Annotated in this window: 16 protein-coding genes; 13 read left to right on the plus strand and 3 right to left on the minus strand. The window is 72.6% G+C overall.

The window, feature by feature from the left end; genetic code table 11:
- Positions 1–25 precede the first annotated feature (25 nt).
- Positions 26–565, plus strand: coding sequence for a PadR family transcriptional regulator (locus ACIBG7_RS05790; protein WP_397335291.1), 540 nt, complete (start codon positions 26–28; stop codon positions 563–565).
- Positions 566–580: 15 nt separating this feature from the next.
- On the opposite strand, the gene ACIBG7_RS05795 is transcribed toward ACIBG7_RS05790, so the two are convergent.
- Positions 581–1054 (minus strand): DUF6010 family protein, encoded by a 474-nt coding sequence (locus ACIBG7_RS05795; RefSeq protein ID WP_397335292.1) that lies wholly within the window; start codon positions 1052–1054, stop codon positions 581–583.
- A gap of 240 nt (positions 1055–1294) precedes the next feature.
- On the opposite strand from ACIBG7_RS05795, the gene ACIBG7_RS05800 reads away from it, so the two are divergent.
- Both ACIBG7_RS05800 and ACIBG7_RS05805 read left to right on the plus strand, forming a co-directional pair.
- A complete protein-coding gene (locus ACIBG7_RS05800) occupies positions 1295–2266 on the plus strand; it encodes a GlxA family transcriptional regulator (RefSeq protein ID WP_397335293.1) in 972 nt (323 codons plus the stop codon).
- A 334-nt stretch (positions 2267–2600) separates the two neighbouring features.
- Positions 2601–3365 (plus strand): class I SAM-dependent methyltransferase, encoded by a 765-nt coding sequence (locus tag ACIBG7_RS05805; RefSeq protein ID WP_397335294.1) that lies wholly within the window; start codon positions 2601–2603, stop codon positions 3363–3365.
- Positions 3366–3594: 229 nt separating this feature from the next.
- Here ACIBG7_RS05805 and ACIBG7_RS05810 read toward each other — a convergent pair whose 3' ends face one another.
- Together ACIBG7_RS05810 and ACIBG7_RS05815 are read right to left on the minus strand one after the other, a co-directional pair.
- Positions 3595–4833: an acyltransferase family protein gene (locus tag ACIBG7_RS05810; RefSeq protein ID WP_397335295.1), complete on the minus strand. Its 1239-nt coding sequence runs from the start codon at positions 4831–4833 to the stop codon at positions 3595–3597.
- Positions 4834–4969: 136 nt separating this feature from the next.
- Positions 4970–5602 (minus strand): hypothetical protein, encoded by a 633-nt coding sequence (locus ACIBG7_RS05815; protein ID WP_397335296.1) that lies wholly within the window; start codon positions 5600–5602, stop codon positions 4970–4972.
- 137 nt (positions 5603–5739) lie between these two features.
- On the opposite strand from ACIBG7_RS05815, the gene ACIBG7_RS05820 reads away from it, so the two are divergent.
- The 10 genes from ACIBG7_RS05820 (at position 5740) to ACIBG7_RS05865 (ending at position 19956) form a co-directional block, all read left to right on the plus strand.
- Positions 5740–8673 (plus strand): type 2 lanthipeptide synthetase LanM family protein, encoded by a 2934-nt coding sequence (locus ACIBG7_RS05820; protein ID WP_397335297.1) that lies wholly within the window; start codon positions 5740–5742, stop codon positions 8671–8673.
- A gap of 36 nt (positions 8674–8709) precedes the next feature.
- Positions 8710–8949 (plus strand): hypothetical protein, encoded by a 240-nt coding sequence (locus tag ACIBG7_RS05825; protein WP_397335298.1) that lies wholly within the window; start codon positions 8710–8712, stop codon positions 8947–8949.
- A gap of 35 nt (positions 8950–8984) precedes the next feature.
- Positions 8985–11900 (plus strand): AAA family ATPase, encoded by a 2916-nt coding sequence (locus ACIBG7_RS05830; protein ID WP_397335299.1) that lies wholly within the window; start codon positions 8985–8987, stop codon positions 11898–11900.
- A 75-nt stretch (positions 11901–11975) separates the two neighbouring features.
- Positions 11976–13532 carry a BTAD domain-containing putative transcriptional regulator gene (locus tag ACIBG7_RS05835; protein WP_397335300.1) on the plus strand — a complete coding sequence of 519 codons (1557 nt, stop codon included), beginning with the start codon at positions 11976–11978 and terminating at the stop codon, positions 13530–13532.
- A gap of 23 nt (positions 13533–13555) precedes the next feature.
- The gene (locus ACIBG7_RS05840; RefSeq protein WP_357915158.1) at positions 13556–14389 is read left to right on the plus strand and encodes a S8 family serine peptidase; all 834 of its coding nucleotides are present in this window, start codon (positions 13556–13558) and stop codon (positions 14387–14389) included.
- A gap of 10 nt (positions 14390–14399) precedes the next feature.
- Positions 14400–15026, plus strand: coding sequence for a GAF domain-containing protein (locus ACIBG7_RS05845; protein WP_357915155.1), 627 nt, complete (start codon positions 14400–14402; stop codon positions 15024–15026).
- Positions 15027–15038: 12 nt separating this feature from the next.
- Positions 15039–15224, plus strand: coding sequence for an aroma-sacti cluster domain-containing protein (locus ACIBG7_RS05850; protein WP_357915153.1), 186 nt, complete (start codon positions 15039–15041; stop codon positions 15222–15224).
- Positions 15224–18094, plus strand: a complete 2871-nt coding sequence (locus ACIBG7_RS05855; protein WP_397335301.1) for an AAA family ATPase — start codon at positions 15224–15226, stop codon at positions 18092–18094. Before ACIBG7_RS05850 ends, ACIBG7_RS05855 begins: the two co-directional genes overlap by 1 nt.
- Positions 18091–19107, plus strand: coding sequence for a hypothetical protein (locus ACIBG7_RS05860; protein WP_397335302.1), 1017 nt, complete (start codon positions 18091–18093; stop codon positions 19105–19107). The genes ACIBG7_RS05855 and ACIBG7_RS05860 overlap by 4 nt, the downstream gene beginning before the upstream one ends.
- 45 nt (positions 19108–19152) lie before the next feature.
- A complete protein-coding gene (locus ACIBG7_RS05865) occupies positions 19153–19956 on the plus strand; it encodes a thiopeptide-type bacteriocin biosynthesis protein (protein WP_357915144.1) in 804 nt (267 codons plus the stop codon).
- Positions 19957–19969 lie beyond the last annotated feature (13 nt).

Below are 19969 nucleotides of genomic sequence, written 5' to 3' on the forward strand. Positions count from 1 at the left end.
TAAGTCGTCGATGTATCGTAGCGGCATGATTGAGCTGTCGATCCTCGGGTTCCTCTACGACGAGCCGCTCCACGGGTATGAGCTACGCAAGCGCGTAGCCGCCCTGACCGGCCACGTCCGGCCCATCGCCGACGGCACTCTCTACCCGGCGATCAAACGCCTGGAGCGCGACGGCCTGCTCGAACGCGACCTGCAGCCCGGCGCTCAGGCCGCGCCCAGACACGTCCTCACCCTCACCGACGCCGGGCGCGCCGAGCTGCGGCGACGGCTGGCCGAACCGGACGAACCGTTCATCACCGACGAGAACCGCTGGTTCACGATGCTGGCGTTCCTGCGCCACCTCGACGAACCTGCGCTCCAGGCGCGAGTGCTGCAGCGCAGACTGACCTTCCTCACCGAACCGGCCAGCTTCTTCTGGGACGGCGACCGGCCCTTGCGCGCCGCCGACTTCGACGACCCGTTCCGCAAGGGACTGTTCACGATCGCCACCGCGACCAGCAGGACCGAGATCGGCTGGCTACGGGAAACCCTGGCTGCGCTGGCACCGCGAGATCGTGAAGCGTAGGCGGGGTCAGGAGGGCTACCTGGCAGGGGTCGGTCCGGCGGGCGTGGGCTCCGTACCGGAGGTGGCGGTGTCGGAGGTGGGTGAGGTCGAGGGTTTGAGGGAGAGGCGGGCGCGGAGCCAGCCGATGACGGAGGGGCCGCCCGCGAAGCACCACAGCGCGATCACCGGGTCGCAGATGGCGCAGCCGAACGAGGAGTGCTCGGCGAAGGGGAGGATCGGGGCGCCCTTGAGGTGGTGGATGACGTCCCACACGGTGTGCAGCAGCCAGCCAAGGCCGATCCAGGCGTAGCTGGTCAGCCCTCGGTAGGCGACGTACGTCATGACGATCGGCAGCACGAACTCCGCGTAACCGAGGCCCCCTCCGCTGAGGTAGGCGGCGCCCGCGCCGGCCACGATCACGGCGTTGACCGTGCGCCGGTGCGGCTCGGGGATCAGGGAGATGAGGGTGACGGCGATCAGGCCGATCAGGATCGGCATGAAGATGGACATGAGATGCGGCGTACCGTTCTGCGTAAGGAAAAGGAAAGGGGGCGGCGCCAGATTAGGGCGGCTGCCTCCAGCGCCCCATGGGCTGAATCGACAATTTCCTCCGGGTTCCCGCCACCGGTCTTCTTCTGCGCGTCGGCTCTCACCTTGCTTCGTCCGGCCGCCATGGCTCGGGCGAGGGGTCCCAGGTCGTCGTCTTGTTAACTCCGGCGTTCTGCTTCAGGCGCCGCTACGGTGTCCGTTATGCACACGATCGTCGTCCTGGCCCAGGAGCACGTGGTGCCGGCCGACCTGGCCACGCCGGTCGAGGTGTTCGGACGGGCCACCCTCGCCGACGGGCGCCGGCCGTACCGGGTCCAGGTGTGCGCGCGGACGCCGCAGGTGCGCAGCGAGGCGTTCACGATCGTCGCCCCGTACGGGCTGGAGGCGTTGCGCGAGGCCGACACCGTCATCGTGCCCGGCCTCTCGCAGCCGGCCGCGCCGCCCGACCCGGAGGTGCTCGCGGCCCTGCGCGCGGCGGCGGCCGGCGGCACCAGGATCGCCTCCATCTGCGTGGGCGCCTTCACCCTCGCCGCAGCCGGCCTGCTGGACGGGCTGAGCGCCACCACCCACTGGACGGCGGCGCGGCGGCTGGCCGAGGCGTACCCGTTGATCGACGTACGGCCGGACGTGCTGTACGTCGACAACGGCCAGATCCTCACCTCGGCCGGGGCGGCGGCGGGGCTGGACCTGTGCCTGCACCTCATCCGCCGCGACTTCGGCTCGGCCGTGGCCGCCGACTCCGCCCGGCTGTCGGTGGTGCCGCTGGAACGGGAGGGCGGGCAGGCGCAGTTCATCACGCACGCCCTGCCGCCGGTGCCGCGGGGGTCGCTGCTGGAGCCGGTGCTGGTGTGGATCGAGGAGCACCTCGCGCAGGAGATCACGCTGGCGGAGCTGGCGGCGCGTAGTGGGCTGGGCGAGCGTACGTTCAGCCGGCGCTTCCGTGAGCAGACCGGCACCACGCCGCTGCAGTGGTTGCTGCGGGCCCGGGTGCGCCGGGCGCAGTTCCTGCTGGAGAGCACTGATCACGGCGTGGAACGGGTCGCGGCGCAGTCCGGGTTCGGCTCGGCCACCGCCTTTCGCGAGCGGTTCAAGCGTGTCGTCGGGGTCACGCCGCAGTCTTACCGGGCCGCTTTCAGGTCCGGTGGTCCTCGTGCGGGTGAGGTCCGGAACTGAGGGAGCGGGGCGGGGCTCTGGGGAGGTGGCGCGGAAGGCAGGTTGCGACAAGGGCCGGGGATCGATAGGGCGGGATCGGGGGTTGGGGTTCGGCTAGGGCAGGTGCGCAGGTATGGGTCTGACCAGGGGAAAGGGCCGATTCATCCAGGCGTGCGGTGGTTGGGATCTCGCGGCATCCTTGGGCCTTTCCGTGGAGGGGGCGCTTTCAGGTCGGGGAAGGTCAGCTCGCGCGTGACCAGGCAAGTGAGGGAGGGCGGAGCCGAGACACCGCCCGCGGAGGGCACGTGACGGCCTCAGGCCGTACACCTGTGGCGTCTGTGGCTCATGAGCCAGAATGGCCTGCATGTCTGCTACGCCCGAGAAGCACATAGAGACCGCAGCTTCGTCGCGAGTCAACGACTACGACCGCATCGCCGAGGGGTACACGGCGGAGAACGAGACCAGTCTCATCAACGCCTACTACGAGCGGCCCGCGATGCTGGAGCTCGCCGGGGATGTGGCCGGGAGGCGCATTCTTGATGCGGGGTGCGGGTCAGGGCCGTTGTTCGCTGCCCTGCGCGATCGGGGGGCCATCGTGAGCGGGGTCGACGCGAGCGCCGGGATGTTGGAGATGGCCCGGCGGCGGCTCGGTGACGACGCGGATCTGCGGGTCGTGGATCTGGCTGGGCCGCTGCCGTTTGAGGACGGGGCGTTCGACGATGTCGTCGCGTCGCTGGTGCTGCACTATCTGGAGGACTGGGGGCCGACGCTGGCGGAGATGCGGCGGGTTTTGCGGCCTGGGGGGAGGTTGCTGGTTTCGGTCGATCATCCTTATATGAGCACGCTCATGCAGCACATGGCTGGGGAGAAGCCCACGTACTTCGCGATTCGGAATCGGGTCGAGGAATGGACGATGGGTGGGCAGACGGCGCGGATGAGCTTCTGGGATCGGCCGTTGCATGCGATGACCGATGCCTTCGCGGCGGCCGGGTTTCGGATCTGCGTCATCAGTGAGCCGCCGTTTGTGCCGGAGGCTCGGGAGCTATTTCCCGAGGAGTTGCGGGAGATCACCGGGGCGCGGTTTTTGAGCTTTTTGTTCTTTGTTCTCGAAGCCGGCTGATCCTGCGGGGCTGCGGTTCTCCTTGGTACGGCGGTATGGGGCCGCCGGCCAGGCGGCCTCGCTCGAGGTGCGGGCTCAGGGGCGTCTGTACGAGGCACTCCACGTCACCTGCGTGGCCAGGGTGTCCGGGGCGGCTGCCAACCAGTTGGCTCTGTCTACGGCAGGTGGCCGGATGTATGGGGACACGGCCGAGGAGGAGGTGGTAGCCCGCGTGGAGGGTGGCGCTCTCCTAGAGGTACGGCTCGGTTTCGTTCATGGCTTCTCTGGGCCGGGCGGCCAGGCGCTTGCCTAGCTGTTGGGCGGGGAGTTCCACCCAGCGCCAGGTCAGCGCGCACAGGCCGAGCAGCGCCGCACATACCGCGACCAGCAGCGTCAGGCGCACAGCGAGCGGTACGGCGAGCGGGTCCGGGAGGAAGAACTCGACGCTCTCCAGCAGTAGCGGGTGCAGCAGGTAGATGGAGTAGGACACCAGGCCCAGCCACGCCAGCCAGGACGGCATCGTACGGCGGCGCAGCGCCATTCCGGCGGCGAAGGTCAGCCAGGCCGCCGCCATCGCCACCTGTACACCTAGGTCGTCGCGGGACAGCCACAGGCCCGCTATCGGGACCAGCGCCACCCATGCGAGGTGTCGGCGGCTGAGCTGGCCGGACTCGACTCGGTACAGGGCGGTGCCGGCGAACATGGTGGCCAGGATGAACAGGCCCTGCCATGGGCCGGGGTAGCTCTGGTTGACCGCCAGGAGCAGGAGGATCGTGGCCGCGATGAGCACTGCGCCCAACTGCTGGATCCGCCTGGCGCCGGCCAGGACTGCGGTCAGGCCGACGGCGAGCACGGTGGTCACGACGAGCACGACGGTGAGCATGCGGCCTGCTCCGCCGGATGACAGGAGGGCGACCGGGAGCAGTCCGGCGCCCAGGACGGCGGCTGCGGTGAACGTGAGGGCGGCTGCGGTGCTGCGGCGATGCACGCCCAGGGTGAACATCGCGGTCAGGAGCAGGTAGAAGGCCATTTCGTAGGACAGGGTCCACAGCACGTTGGCCAGGTTCGGCGCGTACAGCAGGTTTTGGAGCATGCTCGCGTGGGCCAGGGCCAGCGCTACCGGGCGGCCGTCCCACCAGGTGTGCAGGCTGTCCCAGCCCGCTGCCGCCAGGAGCAGCATGCCGACGACGCATACGGAGAACAGGGGCCACAGGCGGAAGAAGCGCGAGATCCAGAAGGCTCGCAGGCTGCCGCGGCGCTCCAGGGATGCGGGCACGATGTAGCCGCTGACCAGGAAGAAGACCAGCACGCCGTACCAGCCGGGGTCGAAGGCCGCTTTGATCGGTGTGCGGGCTTCCGGCCAGAGCGGTTGGAGGGCGTGCTCGAAGACCACCACCATCGCGGCCAGCCCGCGCAGCGCGTCCAGCCAGGCCAGGCGCCGGGGGTGTGGCGGTGCCGGGTCTGCGGCGGTGGAGGGGGCAGACAGCATCCGGACATCGTAGCCAGAAGCGTCTTTACGGCTCTGAGCCACTGCGCGTAGCGGCCTGGGCAGTCGGTGTGCGGCTTGCTGTGGAGCGGGGCAGGGTGTGGTGGGGCTGGCGGCAAGCCTCTGTTGCCAGGGCCGGTTACACGGGGAGGGGTGCGCTGATTTCCAGGCGGCGGTCCACTGTTTGGACGAGTTGGTCGGCCAGTTTGGGGGCGAGGTCGTGCGCCCACGGATGCAGCGCTGCGAGGAAGCCGGTGAGGTCTTGGCGGACGCCTTGGAGGAGGGCGGGCAGGGCTTCGCGGGGGATGTCGATGTACTGCTCGGACGGATCCGGCTGCTTCCCGGGTTGCGGGCCGTCGTTGTCCTGCCGGAGGCGCAGGATCGGTCCTCTGATTTCCAGCCATACGTCTGGGTTGTGGCCGAGGAAGACCGGCTGATCGTTCAAGGCGTCGATCCAGTCGCGCCATTCGTCGAGGCCTACGCAGCATCCGGGGTCGATGACGGTGTCGGCGGAGGTGATGCGAAGGCCACCTGCTGCGTGGGTGTCGTCGTCGCTGGTGGTCAGGTACGTCTCGATCGCCTCGGGCGCGGTTGTCGCGGTGATGGAGAGGTCGTCCTGGGTGACGGTTCTGCCGATCAGGGCCCACATGATGTCTCCGACCTGCTGCGGTGTCGGGTGGCGGGGAACCGGAAGGGCGGACTGGCCCTGTCTGGTCAGCCAGAACGGGCAGTTGTCGAACCATGGGTCGAGGACCGGCGTCATGGTGATCATGGGTGGATCGCGGCAGGCCTGGGGTGGACGATCACGCTCTTGGTCCTCTCTGGGTCGCGGGAGCGATCCCGGGGGTTGTGACTTTATGGGGGCATGTCCCCCATGTCGGGGGTGGGGGGTCCTTCAATACTGGCCCCATGACCGACCGTTGGTGGGAAGCGGCGCTGATCCCTGGGGAGGAGTGCGGCGGGGTGCCGTCGTGGGCGGCCAGGGTGGAGCGGGTCGGGGCTGGGGAGGCGACCGACGAGGACTTCGCGGGGGTGGTGTGGCCGCTGGCGGTGCAGGCTGGGGAGGATCTGCGGCCGGCGATGGGGGGCGGGGTCGACGCCGAGGCGGTGCGGGAGCGGTTCGTGGCCGGGCTGGCGGGGAGGTTGGCGGGGCTGGCGGCTCGGGTGCTGGTGCTTGAGCTGAACGTGATGCGGGTGCGGGGGGAACTGGCAGGGGGTACGCCGGAGGAGCGGTTTCGGGAGTTTGTGGCGCGGAGCAGGGAGGGGTTGCCGGCGCTGCTGCGGAGGTATCCGGTTTTGGCTCGGGTGCTTGGGCAGGCTTGTGAGCAGGCGGTTGAGGCGGGGGTGGAACTGCTCGGGCGGTTCGAGGCCGATCGGGAGGAGTTGGCCGGGCTGGTCGGCGAGCCGCAGGGAAACGGCGTCTACCAAGACAGCGAGCCAGCGGGGAAGGGCGTCCCGCAAGGGAGCGAGCCAGCCAAAAAGGGCGCCCAGCAAGGGAGCGAGCCGGCCAAAAGGGGCGCCCAGCAAGGCAGCGAGCCGGCGGACACTGGGGTAGGCGAGCTGGTGGGGTTTGTGGCGGCTGGGGATCGGCATCGCCAAGGGCGGGCCGTGTGTGTGCTGGAGTTCGCCGGTGGGGGAAAGGTGGTGTACCGGCCAAGGCCGGTTACGGCGCATCTGCACTTCAACGAGCTGGTGCGGTGGCTGAATGAACGGGTGCCCGGGCTGGAGCTGGGGACGGTCAGGGTGCTGGCGCGGGACGGGTACGGGTGGGTGGAGTTCGCCGAGGCGGCGCCGTGCACGACGGCGGAGCAGGTGAGCCGGTTCTACCGCCGCCAAGGCGCCCTGCTGACGCTGCTGGACGTGGTGAACGGGACGGACATCCACTACGAGAACCTGGTGGCGTGCGGGGATCAGCCGCTGGTGGTGGACGTGGAGACGGTGCTGCATCCGACGGGCCTGGCGGGGCCGGACACGACGGATCCGGCGTTGCGGGTGCTGCGCGAGTCGGTGCAGCGGACGGCGCTGCTGCCACAGTTCGTGATGGGCGATCAGGGCGTGCTGGACGTGTCGGGGCTGGGGGGCGACAAGGAGGGGGTGGCGCCGTTCTCGGCGGCGACGTGGGAGGACGCGGGCACGGACACGATGCGGCTGGTCCGCAGCGCGACCCGGTTCACGGGCGCGGCGAACCGGCCGATGCTGGCGGGTGTGGAGGTGGATCCGGCCGAGCACGTGCGGAGCCTGATCCAAGGCTTCCAGGCCGCCTACCACGCGATAGCGGCCAGTCGGGAGGAGCTGCTGGCCGGGCTGCTGCGGCGGTTCGCCGGGGACGAGGTCCGGGTGGTGGTACGGCAGAGCCGCCTGTACGCCGAGCTGCTGAGCGAGTCGACGCATCCGGACGTGATGCGCCAGGCGAGGGTCCGGGACGCGGTGTTCCACCTGCTGGCCGGGGTGTCGGGCGGCGATCCCCTGCTGCTGGCGGCGGTGCCGTACGAGGTGGGGGCGTTGTGGGCCGGGGACGTGCCGATGTTCTCCACCCGGGGCGACTCGCTGGAGCTGGTGGGTGACGACGGGACGCCGCTGGGGGTGTCGCTGAAGGAGTCGGGCCTGGACGCGGTGACCAGGAAGGTCGCCACGATGGGTCCGGCGGATCTGGCGGACCAGGAGTGGATCATCCGGGCGTCGCTCGCCGCCCGGGACACCGGCGACCAGCATCCGGTACCGACACCGGGGGTGGTACGGCTGGCGCCGACGCCGCCGCTTCCGGAGACGCTGCTGGCGGCGGCGCGGGGGCTGGCCGATCAGCTCTGCGCGGACGTGCACAGCGACGGGGAGCGGGTGAACTGGCTGGGGCTGGAGCCGATCGCGCCGGGGCACTGGTCGGTGATGCCGCTGGGCGGTGGATTGGCGACGGGGTATTCGGGGGTGGCGCTCTTCCTGGCCCAGGCGGGTCTCGTGACGGGGGTGGAGGAGTATCGCGAGGTGGCGCTGCGGGCGGTGGCCGGGTTGCCGCCGCTGCTGGAGGGGCTGACGCCGGAGCTGGCGGTCGCGGTGGGTCCGGGCGGGTTCGGCGGGCTGGGGGGCATCGTGTACGCGGTGGCCCGGTTGTCGGTGCTGTTGCCGGGCGCGGGGCTGGAGGCGTGCCTGGAGCGGGCGCTGGAGCTGCTGGACTTCGCGATCGGCGAAGGGACACCGCCGGTGGACGTGTACGACGGGCTGGCCGGGGGGCTGGCCGCGTTGTGCGCCGTCGCGGAGATCACCGGGCTGGAACGGGCGAGGGCGGCGGCCGATCGGTGCGCGGAGGTGCTGGCGGCCCGGGTTCGGGAGGTGGAGCTGGCCCCGGGGTTCGCCTTCGGGGGGTGCGGCGTGGATTGGGCTCTCCGCCGCGCGAACCGAAAGCACCAGAAGAGCCGTAGTACCCACGAGAGCCACAGAGGCCGCGACAACTCTGTAGACCACCAAGGTCGCTCGCTCGGGTTGTCCTGGTGCCGGGGCACGCCTGGCAGGTTGCTCGCCCGCGTGGATGACGGGCGGTACGGCTGGAAACAAGTACGGAAGGGCATCGGTGACACCCTCCCCCTGGCGACCCACGACCTGTGTCACGGCGAGCTGGGCCGGATCGAACTGCTGACCACCCTGACCGCCCGCGGAGACAAGGAGGCCGCAAGTGCGATGAACCGGTACGCGGGGCACCTGCTGGCCTCGCTGGAACAGTTCGGCCCCCGCTGCGGGACGCCGAACCAGGTGCCCACCCCAGGGCTCCTGACCGGCCTGGCCGGCATCGGCCACGGCCTGTTACGCCTGACGGATCCGGAGCGGGTTCCCGCCGTCCTGCTCCTTCGTTAAGCCCCCTCGCCACCCGCTCACGACAAGGGAGAAAGCATGACCGAACACTCCTGGATTGACAGCGTGGACGAGCACCCCTCAGGCAAGATCGTGATCAGAGTCTCCGGTGTCACCGCCTTCAGCCGTCCTTGGATCCTGACCGGAATGATTCCCTGCGCCCAGCCCGCCCTCGACTCCCCCGCCGGTTCCCTGGTCAACCTTCCAGCCTGCGACGATTTCGGTCCGGCCCTAACCACGTGCACAGACGTGCCCGGTCTAAACCAGCCGCGCGGGTGATGATCCCTTCCGCCCCCGATGCCTAACCTGGCGCCATGCGGTTTCGCTCGCCCTTGCTGATCGGCCGGGATCGGGAGAGTGCGCTTCTCGGCGCGCTCCTGACCGCCGCGCGGCAAGGGCGCGGCGGAGCCGTCTTCCTCACCGGTGACGCCGGCATCGGCAAGTCGAGGCTGGTCGCCGACTGCACCTACCAGGCGCTCGACGACGGGATGGTGGTCCTGCGCGGGCGCGGCAGCGGCTCCAGCCGGGACGTGTCGTACAAGCCGCTACGCGAGGCGCTGTTCTCCTTCGCCAGGACGAACGGGCCGCCCAACGACCCCGCCCTCGACGCCTACCTGCCGGCGTTGACCACGCTCCTGCCCGAGTGGCGCACCACGCCGGGCGCCGAGCACCTCGAGTCGCTCATCGTGCTGTCGGAGGCCGTGCTGCGGCTGCTGATCGCGATCGGCCGCGACCGGGGCGTCGTGCTGGTCCTGGAGGATCTGCACGACGCCGACACCGAGACGCTCGCGGTGGTGGAGTACCTCGCCGACAACCTCGAAGAGCTGCCGATCATGCTCCTGGCCAACCTGCGCGGGCACAGCAGCCAGGCGCGGCGGGTGGCCGACGACTGCGCCCGGCGGCGGACCGCCACCGTGCTCGGGCTCGACCCGCTGACCGGGGCGGACCTGGGCGCGCTGGCCGCCGCCTGCCTCGACTGCGCGCCGGACGAGGTGCCGCCCCGGCTGTTACGCCACCTGGAGCGCACCGCCGACGGCAACCCGTTCGTGGTCGAGGAGCTGCTCAGCGCCATGGCCGGGACCGGCGCGCTGGAGCTGGCCGACGGGCGCTGGCACCTGACCAGCGATCCGGCCACGCAGGTGCCGGTGACGTTGATCGAGAGCATCGCGGTGCGGGCCGAGCAGATCGGCCCGGCCGGCCAGGAGATCCTGCGCGCCGCCGCGATCTTCGGCCGGCGTTTCCCGGTCGCGCCGTTGCAGGCGATCGTGGGGCTGTCGGACCGGGACATGCTGGCCTTCCTGCGGGCGGGCGTGGCCGCGCAGCTCATCAAGCCGGACGAGACCGAGACCGGCTGGTACGCCTTCCGGCACGCGCTCACCGCCGAGGCGCTGCTCAGCAGCCTGATCCCCACCGAGCGCACGATGATCGCCCGGCGGGCGGTCACCGCGGTCACCCGGCTGCAGCCCGGGTTGCCGGGCGAGTGGTGCCAGGTCGCGGCCGGGCTGCACCTGGTCGCCGGGGAGGAGGCGGAGGCCGGGCGGCTGCTGGCCGACGCGGGCCAGCGACTGCTGGACAGCGGCGCGGCCGGCTCGGCGATCAGCCTGCTGGAGAACGCCTACGAGCGGCTGCGCGACGACCAGCCGCAGGTGCGCGCCAAGGTGCTGGCCTCACTGCTGTACGCGCTGTCCGAGGGCGGACAGGCGGAGCGCGCCGCGGCCCTGGCCGGGGAGCTGTCGGAACTGGACGGCCCGGCCGTGCCGCCCGCCGACCGGATCGGCCTGCGCGTCACCATGGCCTGGATCGCCGCCGAGGCCGGCCGCTTCTCGGAGGGCATGGCACACGTCTCCACGGCCCGGGAGGTCCTGGAGGCGCACTGGGAGGAGGCGCACTCCACGGCCCTGGATGTGGTCGAGGCCCAGCTCATGACCCGGGTGTCCGACCACGCGCCGGAGCGCCTGGCCCGGCGGGCGGCGGAGACCGCCGAGCGGCTGCCCCTGCCCGGGGTGGCCTGCCAGGCCTGGGAGCTGCTGGCCTACCTCGTGCGCCCGCGCGGCCTGGCCGAGGCCGACCAGTGCCTGGCCAAGGTGCAGGCCATCGCCGAGGAGCACGGGCTGGGCCTGTGGCGGATCCGCGCGCTGGTCCGGCTGGCGATCAACGGCAGCCTCCGGCACGGCGACACCACCGCTCTGGAACAGGCGGTACGGCAAGCCGCCGCGGCCGGCGCGGTGACCTCGATGCACACCGCCCAGGCGACGCTGGCGATGTTGCTGGTCCTGCGCGGCGACTACGAGCAGGCCGAGTCGCTGGCCGCCTCGTGGGCCGAGACGAGCATCCGGCTGAGCCACGCCGACTACACCCAGTACGTGCTGCTCACCCAGGCCACCTCGGCCGCGCACCAGGGCCGGCGCAAGGAGATGGACAAGGCGCTGGGCGCCTTCCGCCGCTGGGGCGGCGAGGACGGCGAGTACGTGGCGCTCTCCCACGGCCTGTGCCAGGCGGTCTGCGCGCTGCTGGAGGAGGATCGGGAGGCCGCGGTCGAGTCGCTGGCCCGGGCCCGGGCGTGGGAGGACGCGCACCCGAGCGTCTACTCGCTAACCGGCCGGTTCGGGCTGGGCGTGCTGCTGGACGCGCTCGCCGACCGGGCGGGTCCCGAGGAGTGCGCGGAGATCGCCGCGACCCCGGCGGGGACGTTGCGCTGGAACCGGCACTTCCTGCTGCTGGCCGCGGCGGTGGCGATGGGCAGGTCGGGGCGCGGGGACGAGGCGCACACGCTGGTCGAGGCGGCCAGGGAGGCGGCGCAGCCGTACCGGATGGCGGCGAACCTGGGACTGCGGCTGGTGGCCGAGGCCGCGGTGGCCGACGGCTGGGGTGACGCGCCCACCTGGTTGCGGACCGCCGAGGAGTACTTCCACGAGGCGGGGATCCCGGCGGTGGCCGGGGCCTGCCGGACGTTGCTGCGCCAGGCCGGCGTGGCGGCGGCGCACCGGCGCAGCGGGCACGAGCGCATCCCCGAGGAGCTGCGGCGGCTGGGCGTGACGGTGCGAGAGTACGAGGTCTTCGTGCTGCTGGCCGGGCGGCGGGGGAACGTGGACATCGCCAAGCGGCTGTTCATCTCGCCGCGCACCGTGGAGAAACACGTGGCCAGCCTGCTGCTGAAGACCGGCCAGGCCGATCGGGCCGCGCTGTGCGACCTGGCGGCGGGGACTTTCTGGGGGCATCCGCCCTCATGAACCCCGAAATATCGGGATTTATGGGGTGGAAGCGCCGATGTCTGCCCCGAAGGCCGGTCCCACAGTGGGGTGGTGATGGAGTTCCGAATACTCGGTACCGTCGAGGCTTACCACGACGGGCACCGCATCGGGCTGGGGCCGCGCAAACAGCGCCTGACCCTGGCCATTTTGGCACTGGAGGCCAACCGGCCGGTTCCAGTGCGCCGCCTGGTCGAACTGATCTGGCCGGAATCGCCGCCGCGCACCGCCGAGCACGCGGTCCGGGTGGCCGTGTCCCAGCTTCGCACGGCCTTCAAGGAGATCCCCGAGGTCGACCTGGTCTCCCAGGGCTCGGGCTACCTGCTGCGCACCGACCCGGCCTCGGTCGACGTGCACCGCTTCCGCGACCTGGTCCAGCAGGCCCGGCTCGCGCCCGACGACCACGTCCGGGTCACCCTGCTGGAGGCGGCCCTCGGACTGTGGCGCGGGCCCGCGCTGGCCGGAGCCGCCCTGCCGGAGGTGCAGGAACGGCTCGGCGGCGGCCTGGAGGAGGCCAGGCTGACCGCATTGGAGGATCGGCTCACCGCCGAGCTGCGCCTGGGCCGCCACCTCGACCTGCTGGAGGAGCTCACCGAGCTGACCCGCGCGCACCCCTTCCGCGAGCGGCTGACCTGCCAGCTCATGACCGCGCTCTACCGCAGCGGCCAGGCGGGCGTGGCGCTGGAGGCGGCCCGGGCGGCCCGGCGGCGGCTCGCCGACGAGATCGGCCTCGACCCGGGGCCGGACTTCCAGCGGCTGGAGCTGGCGATCCTGCGCAACGACCCGGACCTGCTGGCCGGCCCGCCCGCCCCGCCACCGCCTTCACCCGCCAGGCGCCCGCCCGCCCAGCTCCCGCCGCCGGTCTCCGCGTTCACCGGCCGCGCCGCCCAGCTCCGCTGGCTGGACGAGGCCACCCGCGAGCTCACGACCCCGCTCACCGCGGCGCTCCTGGGCCCGGCGGGCGCCGGCAAGACCGCGCTCGCGGTGCACTGGGCGCACCTGGCCCGCGAGCGCTTCCCCGACGGGCAGCTCCACCTCGACCTCCAGGAGTACGGCTCCCGCCGCGCCCTCTCGCGGCTGCTGCGCGCCCTGGGCGGCGGCGAGGACGACCGCGGCCTGGACATCGAGGAGGCCGCCGCGCTCTACCGCACCCAGACGGCCGGCCGCCGCCTGCTGGTGCTGCTCGACAACGTCGCCGCCTCCGAGCAGGTCAGGCCGCTCCTGCCGGGCGCGGGCGGCAGCCTCACCCTGGTCACCAGCCGCGCGAGCCTGAGCGGGCTGATCGCGCTGGACGGGGCCAGGCCGCTGCGCCTGCCGCCGCTCTCCCCCGCCGAGGCGCGCGAGCTGCTGGGCCGCCTGATCGGCCCGGACCGGGTGCGCGCGGAGGCCGCCGAGGTCGACCGGCTGGCGGAGCTCTGCGACCACCTGCCCGCGGCGCTGCGCCTGGCCGCCGCCGACGCCTGTGCCGGCCGTACCGTGGCGGAGCTGGTGAACGAGCTCGAAGCCGAGCAGGAGGAGCTCGTCCTGCACGCCGCGCCCCCGCCCAAGCCGGCCGAGCGCCGCAAGCTCGGCCGGGCCGGCCGGCACTGTAACCGGACTATGAGACAACTCTGAACGGCAGTGCCGACCATGCGCGTATGACGGGTACGCGAGTCGTCGAGGACGCACTCACCCAGAGGTTCCGGATCGCGCACGCCTCGCGTGGCGCGGCCATGGACTCCGCGCGGCTCGCCCTGCCCGCCGAGATCACCCGCGAGTGGGCCTGGGGCTCCTCCAAGGGCTCCGGGGTCCGGGTCTGCCTGATCGACAGCGGGGTGGACGCCACCCACCCCGAGCTCGGCGGCCCGGTCACCGCGCTCACCGTGACGAACGGGCCCGGCGGCCTGCGCGTCGTCCCGGACGCCGAGGGCGACCAGGCCGGGCACGGCACCGCCTGCGCGGGGGTGATCCGCACGGTCGCCCCCGACTGCGAGCTGACCAGCGTGCGCGTGCTCGGCGGCGGCCTGCGCGGCAGCGGCGAGGTGCTGCTGACCGCGCTGGAGTGGGCCGTGGAGGAGGGCTTCCACCTGGTCAATCTGAGCCTGTCCACGCGCCGCACCGAGCACAAGGAAGCCCTGCACGACCTGGTGGACCGTGCCAGTTTCGCCGGGGTCACCGTCGTCGCCTCCGCGCACAACCGGCCGGTGCGCTCCTACCCGTGGAACTTCGCGAGCGTCATCTCGGTGGGCTCGCACAGCCGCCTGGACAGCGAGTACCTGGAGGCCAACCCCGAGCCGCCGGTGGAGTTCTTCGCCCGCGGGGTCGCCGTCGAGGTCCCGCAGCCGGGCGGCGGCCGCTCCCGGCTGTCCGGCAACAGCTTCGCCACCCCGCACGTCACCGGCATGTGCGCCCGCATCCTGGGTCACCACCCGGGCCTGCCCACCGGCCAGCTCAAGTACGTGCTGGCCGCGATCGCCGACAACAGGATCTGAGGAGAACGACATGGGCCTGGAGATGCCCGACTCCCTGACCGCCTCGCTCGGCCGGGTGCTGCTGCCCGGCGCGCACACCGAAGTCATGCGCTCGACGGTACGGCTGGGCCGGCTGACCTTCTCAGCCGCCGCGGCCTCGATCTTCCTGCACGACGAGCAGACCGATCAGCTGATCTTCGAGGCCTCCTCGGGCGAGGGCGAGGACCGCCTGGTGGGCCTGGCCATCCCGTCCGGGCACGGCGTGGCGGGGTGGGTCTTCCAGACCGGCGAGACCGTGGTCTGCGACGTGCGCCAGGACCCCCGCTTCGACCGCGAGTTCGCCGCGCGCACCGGCTACGTGCCGGAGACGCTGATGGCCGCGCCGCTGGAGCTCGACGAGCACATCATCGGCGTGCTGCAGGTGCTCGACCCCGCGCTCGACCGGTTCGGCGAGCTGGCCGCCATCGACCTGCTCACCGAGCTGGCCAACCAGCTCGCGATCACGCTCGCGCTGGTGACCGTGGTCCGGGGGCGGGAGGTCACCCCGCTGCACCGGCTGGAGTCGGCGCTCAGCCGGGCCGACGCGCCCAGTTCCGCGGTGGACGAGCTGCTCGAGGCGCTCGGCAAGTTCGTGCTGACCAGTTCCGGCCGGCTGTAGGAAAGGATCGCCATGTCGTTCGATGCCCTGACCGCGCTGCTGGAGGCCGGTCACCCGCTGGAGTTCCTCACCGACGGCCAGCGGGCCGTGTTCGCCGGGTTGTCGGAGTCCGAGGTCGAGGTGCTCAACTCGATCAAGGCCAAGCTGGAGGAGGCCGACGACGCCGACGTGGAAGGCCACGAGGTCAAGGTGCTCTGATGTGCCCCGGCTGCCGCGCGGAGACCACGGCGCAGGATCGTTTCTGCCGCAACTGCGGCGCCCGCTTGGCCGAGGTCCCCGCGCTGAGCAGCCGCAAGAACGTCGTGGTGCTCTTCATCGACCTGATCGGCTCGACCACCCTGGCCGAGTGGCTCGACCCCGAGCCGCTGCGCGTCCTCATGGACCGCTACTACCGGGTGTGCACGGAGGCCATCGGCGCGCACGGCGGGGTGATCGAGAAGTTCATCGGCGATGCGGTGATGGCGGTCTTCGGGATGCCGGTGGCGCACGAGGACGACGCGGCGCGTGCCGTACGGGCCGCGCTGGAGGTGACCGAGGGCGTGCGCGGGCTGGGCGGCGGGCTCGACGTGCACTCGGGGATCTTCTCCGGCGAGGTGATCGCCACCTCGTTGCCCACCGGCGACCTGCGGGTGGTCGGGGACGCGGTCAACACCGCCGCCCGGCTGCAGTCGGCCGCCGGGGCCGGCGAGATCCTCATCGGCAAGAGCGTGGCGCGTGCCGTACGGGACCTGATGGAGCTGCGGCCGATGCCGCCGCTCGCCCTGAAGGGCAAGGCCAAGCCGGTGCCGGCGTGGCTGGTCACCGGGCGCAAGGCGGCGGTCGAGCGCGACCGCGCGCCCTTCGTCGGCCGGGCCGCCGAACTGGCGGCGCTCCGCCGAGCCTTCGACCGGGTGGTGCGCGAGCGCGAGTGCCGGGTCGTCACCGTCCTGGGCGTGCCCGGGCTGGGCAAGACCCGGCTGGTGCGCGAGTTCCTGGCCGCGCTGCCGCCCGGGGCGGCGCGCGTGCTGACCGGCCACTGCCAGTCGTACGGCAAGGGCATCACCTACCAGCCGATCGCCGAGCTCTTCCACGAGCTGCCCGGCGGCGCGGACCTGGCCGCCTGCCTCGCCTCCGACCGCGGCGTGGAGGAGATCGCGTGGGTGGTCCGCCGCCAGGTGACCGAGCTGGCCGCGAACGGCCCCCTGATCGTGGTCTGCGAGGACCTGCACTGGGCCGAGCCGACCCTGCTCGACCTGCTGGAGGAGCTGGCCGCCGAGGTGTCCGGGCTGCCGGTACTGCTGATCTGCGTGGCCAGGCCCGAGCTGCTCGAAGCCCGTCCCGGCTGGGCGTCGGCGGTGACGATCGAGCCGGGCCCGCTCTCGCCTGAAGAGCTCGACCTGCTCCTGGCGCACCTGGAACCCGACCTGGTGGCGCACTCGGCGGCCGGAGCGCTGGAGCGGGTCGCCGAGGCCAGCGGCGGCAACCCGCTGTTCGCCGAGCTGATGATGGACATGCTGGCCGAGGGCGAGGAGGACGCCATCCCGCCCACCGTGCAGGCGCTGCTGACCGCGCGGATCGACCGGCTGTCCGGCCGCGAGCGCCGGGTGCTGGCCCGCGCCTCCGCCTTCGGCCGCCGCTTCAGCCGCGCCGGGGTGGCCGCGCTGCACGACGCGCCGGAGGAGGTGCCGGACGCATTGGCCCAGGTGCAACGCCGCCGCCTGGTGGAGCCGGCCGGGCGTGACCTCCGCTTCGCGCAGGCCCTCACCCGGGACGTCGTCTACTCGATGAGCCCCAAGGCCGAGCGGCGCGAGTGGCACCTGCGCATCGCCGACCAGCTCGAGGACGGGCACGAGGTGGCCTACCACCTGGAGGCCGCCTGCCTGCTGGCCCGGGAGGTCTCGCCCGGCGCCCCGGCCAACCTGCCGCTCGCCCGCCGGGCCGGTGCGCACCTGGCCGAGGCGGGCACCCAGGCGCTGGCCCGCAAGGACCTGTCGGCCGCGGTCAACCTGCTGGAACGGGCGCTGGTCCTGATGCCGGTCGAGGAGCCCGAGCACCGGGTGCTGGTGCTGCGGCTGTGCGACGCCTACCTGCTGCTCGGCCGCCGCGAGGAGGCCGCCGCACTGCTGGAGCGCGGCGCCGCCGCCTTCGCCGACCCGCGCGGGCGGCGCACGCTCGCCATCCAGCGGCACCTGCTCGCCCTGCGGTACGGCTCGGCCGGGCCGTACGACGGGCCCGAACCCGACCCCGGCGACCATCTCGGGTGGTGCCGGATGCAGCAGGTGCGGGCGCTTACCTGGCTGGCCGCCGGGCAGGTCGGCAAGGCCGAGCGGGCCATGCGGGCCGCGGCCGAGCACGCGCGGGCGCTGGGCGACCTGTACGAGGAGAAGCGGCTGCTGATCGCGCGCTGCGAGCTGGCGCAGTGGTCGCCCGCGCCGCTGGAAGAGGGGCTCGCGCTCTGCGCGGTGCTGGCCGAGCGGTTCGCCGGCGACCGGGCGCTGCTGGTCATGGTGCGCTTCACCGAGGCCCGGCTGCGGGCGCTGCGCGGGGAGATCGCGGCGGCGCACGAGCTGCTCGACCGGGCCGCGTCGCACGCCCGTGACCTCAACCTCAGCCTGGCCGGCACCGCCGTCGTCCAGGCGCGGGCCCTGGTCTGCTCCCTGGCCGGCGACCACACCCGCTCCGCCGCCCTGTACGGCGAGGCCGCGCGCGCCCTGGAGTCGATGGACCTGCCCGTGCCCGCCCAGACGCTCCGCGTGTACGCCGCCCGCGAGCACTTCCACGCCGGCCGGCCCCTGGGCGAGCTGCCGGACGAGGGGCTGGAGCTGCGGGCGGAACTGGTCGCCCGCTGCCTGCGCGCCCGCGCCGGCCGCCGGGAGCAGGCCGAGGCCGTCCTCGGTCTGCTGGACGGCACCGACGACCCGTGCCTGCGCGGCGACGTCCTGGCCGAGCTCGCCCGTGCCCGGCTCGAGCAGGGCCGCACCGCCGAGGCCCGGGACTTGGCCCGGCGGGCCGAGGAGCACTACCTCGGGCGTGGGGCCACGCTGCCGGCGGGCCGGGTGGCCGCCTGGCTGGCGAGCCTGGACCGGTGAACGGGCCGCCGCTGGAGTGCCAACTCGGCGACCCGTCCCGCGTGATCGACCTGCGGCCCCGCTTCGACAACGTGGGGGCGGATACGCCTGCCGTACCGTGCCCGGTCTTCCTGGCGCGGGAGCGGGACCCGGAGGTGGACGCGCTGCGGGCCGGGCTGTGGCGGCTCGGCATCCCCTCCCTGCGCGCGGGGCTGGACACGCCGGTCCTGGTGGACGACGAGGGCCTCCGCTGCGACGGCATGCGGCCGACCGTCGTGTGGCTCAGGCACCTCTCACCCCGCGCCGCCCCCGAGCACCCGGCCACCGGGGTGCGCCGCTACCGCAACGACGCCTGGCGCGCCCTGCTCGGCCAGCTCGCCCTCTGCGCCGGAGCGCCCGTCCTGGGCACCGGTCCCGGCCTGCTCCACCAGCTCGCCACCGCCCGCGACCTCGGCATCCGGGTGCCGCGGACGCTCGTCACCACCCACCCCGCCACCGACGTCGACCGGCTGCCCTCCGCCCGGGTGGTCGCCAAGGCCCTCGACAGCCACGCCGTCGAAGCCGCCCCCGGCCTGCTGGCCGCCGCCTTCGCCCGGATCGCTCCCCGCGACGAGGTGCGTGCCTGGCCCCGGCAAGCGCCCCTGGTGCTGCAGGAGTACGTCCCCCACTCCACCGAGCTGCGCGTCTACCACCTGCGCGGCGAGCTGCACGCCTTCCGCGTCGTCAAGGACTCCCCCGAAGCACTCTGGCTCGCCGAGGAGACGGTCGAGGTGACGGCCTGTCCGGTTCCCCCGCCGGTCGCCACCGCCACCCGCCGCCTGGCGGAGGCCCTGGGGCTGACCTACGCGGCCTTCGACTTCCTGCTGGACGGCTCGCGCGAGCCGGTCTTCCTCGAAGCCAACGTCACCGGCGACTGGCGCTGGTTCGAGCACCGAGCCGGGACGAGGGCGGTCACCCGGGCCGCGGTCGCCATGCTCGCCCGCCTGCACCAGGCCGCCGGCGGCACCCGCGTCCGCCCGCTGTCGCTGCTATGAGCGGACTATGACCCGGCTCTAAAGACCCCGGCCGACAGTACTCATGTGCGACTGATCGAACCGAAGGCCCCGCCGGAGCACTGGCTCCAGTACGGACTCAAGACCCACCGCGACGTGTACGCGGAGCTGGAGTCCCTCGCGCGCCCCGCGCTCGCCGAGGGGTCGGCGACCGAGTTCTTCTTCATGCACAAGGCCCCCGGGCTCCGCATCCGCTTCCAGGCCGCTCCCGGTTTCGGCGACCTGGTGACCGAGCGGCTGGCCGGCTGGCAGCAGGAGGGCCTGATCGAGCAGTGGCGTCACGGCGTCTACGAGCCGGAGACCTACCTGTTCGGCGGCGAGTCCTCGATGCGCAGCGTGCACCGGGTCTTCACCGCCGACTCGCTGGCCTGGCTCGGCTTCCACCGCCTGGACGCGCCCGGCCCGGCGTGGGCGATGTCGCTGCTCATGATCCAGTCGCTGCTGGCCACGCTGAAGGTGGTCGGCTGGGAGGACCTGGACGTCTGGGACCGGCTGCGCCGCCACGGCCGTGCCGCCCCCGGCGCGCTGGACGACCCCCGGGTCAAGACCCTCGCCGCCGCCCTGCGCTCGGCCTGGCCGTCCAGGGAGAAGCTGGCCGCCAAGCTCTCGCCCGAGGCGATCGCGCTGGCAGAGGAGTACGACGCGGCGGTGCGCGAGGAAGGACCTCGCTGGTTCGAGGAGTACTTCGAGAGCGGCCACGCCCTCATCGGACCGCGCGAGGTCGCCGCCTTCGTGATCATCTTCCACTGGAACCGCGCGCGGCTCCCCGGCGCCCGGCAGTCCCTCCTCACCGAGGCCCTGCTGATCCGTGGCGTGGAGGGCAGCGTATGAGCCGCCTGACCTG

Origin of the sequence: Nonomuraea sp. NPDC050328 (genome assembly GCF_044459405.1) — a bacterium.
In the GTDB taxonomy this organism is placed as follows: Bacteria; Actinomycetota; Actinomycetes; order Streptosporangiales; family Streptosporangiaceae; genus Nonomuraea.

Bases quoted from the DNA above. Each gene is read 5' to 3' on its own strand.
- ACIBG7_RS05790 (WP_397335291.1), top strand. From the start codon at position 26: ATGATTGAGCTGTCGATCCTCGGGTTCCTCTACGACGAGCCGCTCCAC.
- ACIBG7_RS05795 (WP_397335292.1), bottom strand. From the start codon at position 1,054: ATGTCCATCTTCATGCCGATCCTGATCGGCCTGATCGCCGTCACCCTC.
- ACIBG7_RS05800 (WP_397335293.1), top strand. From the start codon at position 1,295: ATGCACACGATCGTCGTCCTGGCCCAGGAGCACGTGGTGCCGGCCGAC.
- ACIBG7_RS05805 (WP_397335294.1), top strand. From the start codon at position 2,601: ATGGCCTGCATGTCTGCTACGCCCGAGAAGCACATAGAGACCGCAGCT.
- ACIBG7_RS05810 (WP_397335295.1), bottom strand. From the start codon at position 4,833: ATGCTGTCTGCCCCCTCCACCGCCGCAGACCCGGCACCGCCACACCCC.
- ACIBG7_RS05815 (WP_397335296.1), bottom strand. From the start codon at position 5,602: ATGATCACCATGACGCCGGTCCTCGACCCATGGTTCGACAACTGCCCG.
- ACIBG7_RS05820 (WP_397335297.1), top strand. From the start codon at position 5,740: ATGACCGACCGTTGGTGGGAAGCGGCGCTGATCCCTGGGGAGGAGTGC.
- ACIBG7_RS05825 (WP_397335298.1), top strand. From the start codon at position 8,710: ATGACCGAACACTCCTGGATTGACAGCGTGGACGAGCACCCCTCAGGC.
- ACIBG7_RS05830 (WP_397335299.1), top strand. From the start codon at position 8,985: ATGCGGTTTCGCTCGCCCTTGCTGATCGGCCGGGATCGGGAGAGTGCG.
- ACIBG7_RS05835 (WP_397335300.1), top strand. From the start codon at position 11,976: ATGGAGTTCCGAATACTCGGTACCGTCGAGGCTTACCACGACGGGCAC.
- ACIBG7_RS05840 (WP_357915158.1), top strand. From the start codon at position 13,556: ATGACGGGTACGCGAGTCGTCGAGGACGCACTCACCCAGAGGTTCCGG.
- ACIBG7_RS05845 (WP_357915155.1), top strand. From the start codon at position 14,400: ATGGGCCTGGAGATGCCCGACTCCCTGACCGCCTCGCTCGGCCGGGTG.
- ACIBG7_RS05850 (WP_357915153.1), top strand. From the start codon at position 15,039: ATGTCGTTCGATGCCCTGACCGCGCTGCTGGAGGCCGGTCACCCGCTG.
- ACIBG7_RS05855 (WP_397335301.1), top strand. From the start codon at position 15,224: ATGTGCCCCGGCTGCCGCGCGGAGACCACGGCGCAGGATCGTTTCTGC.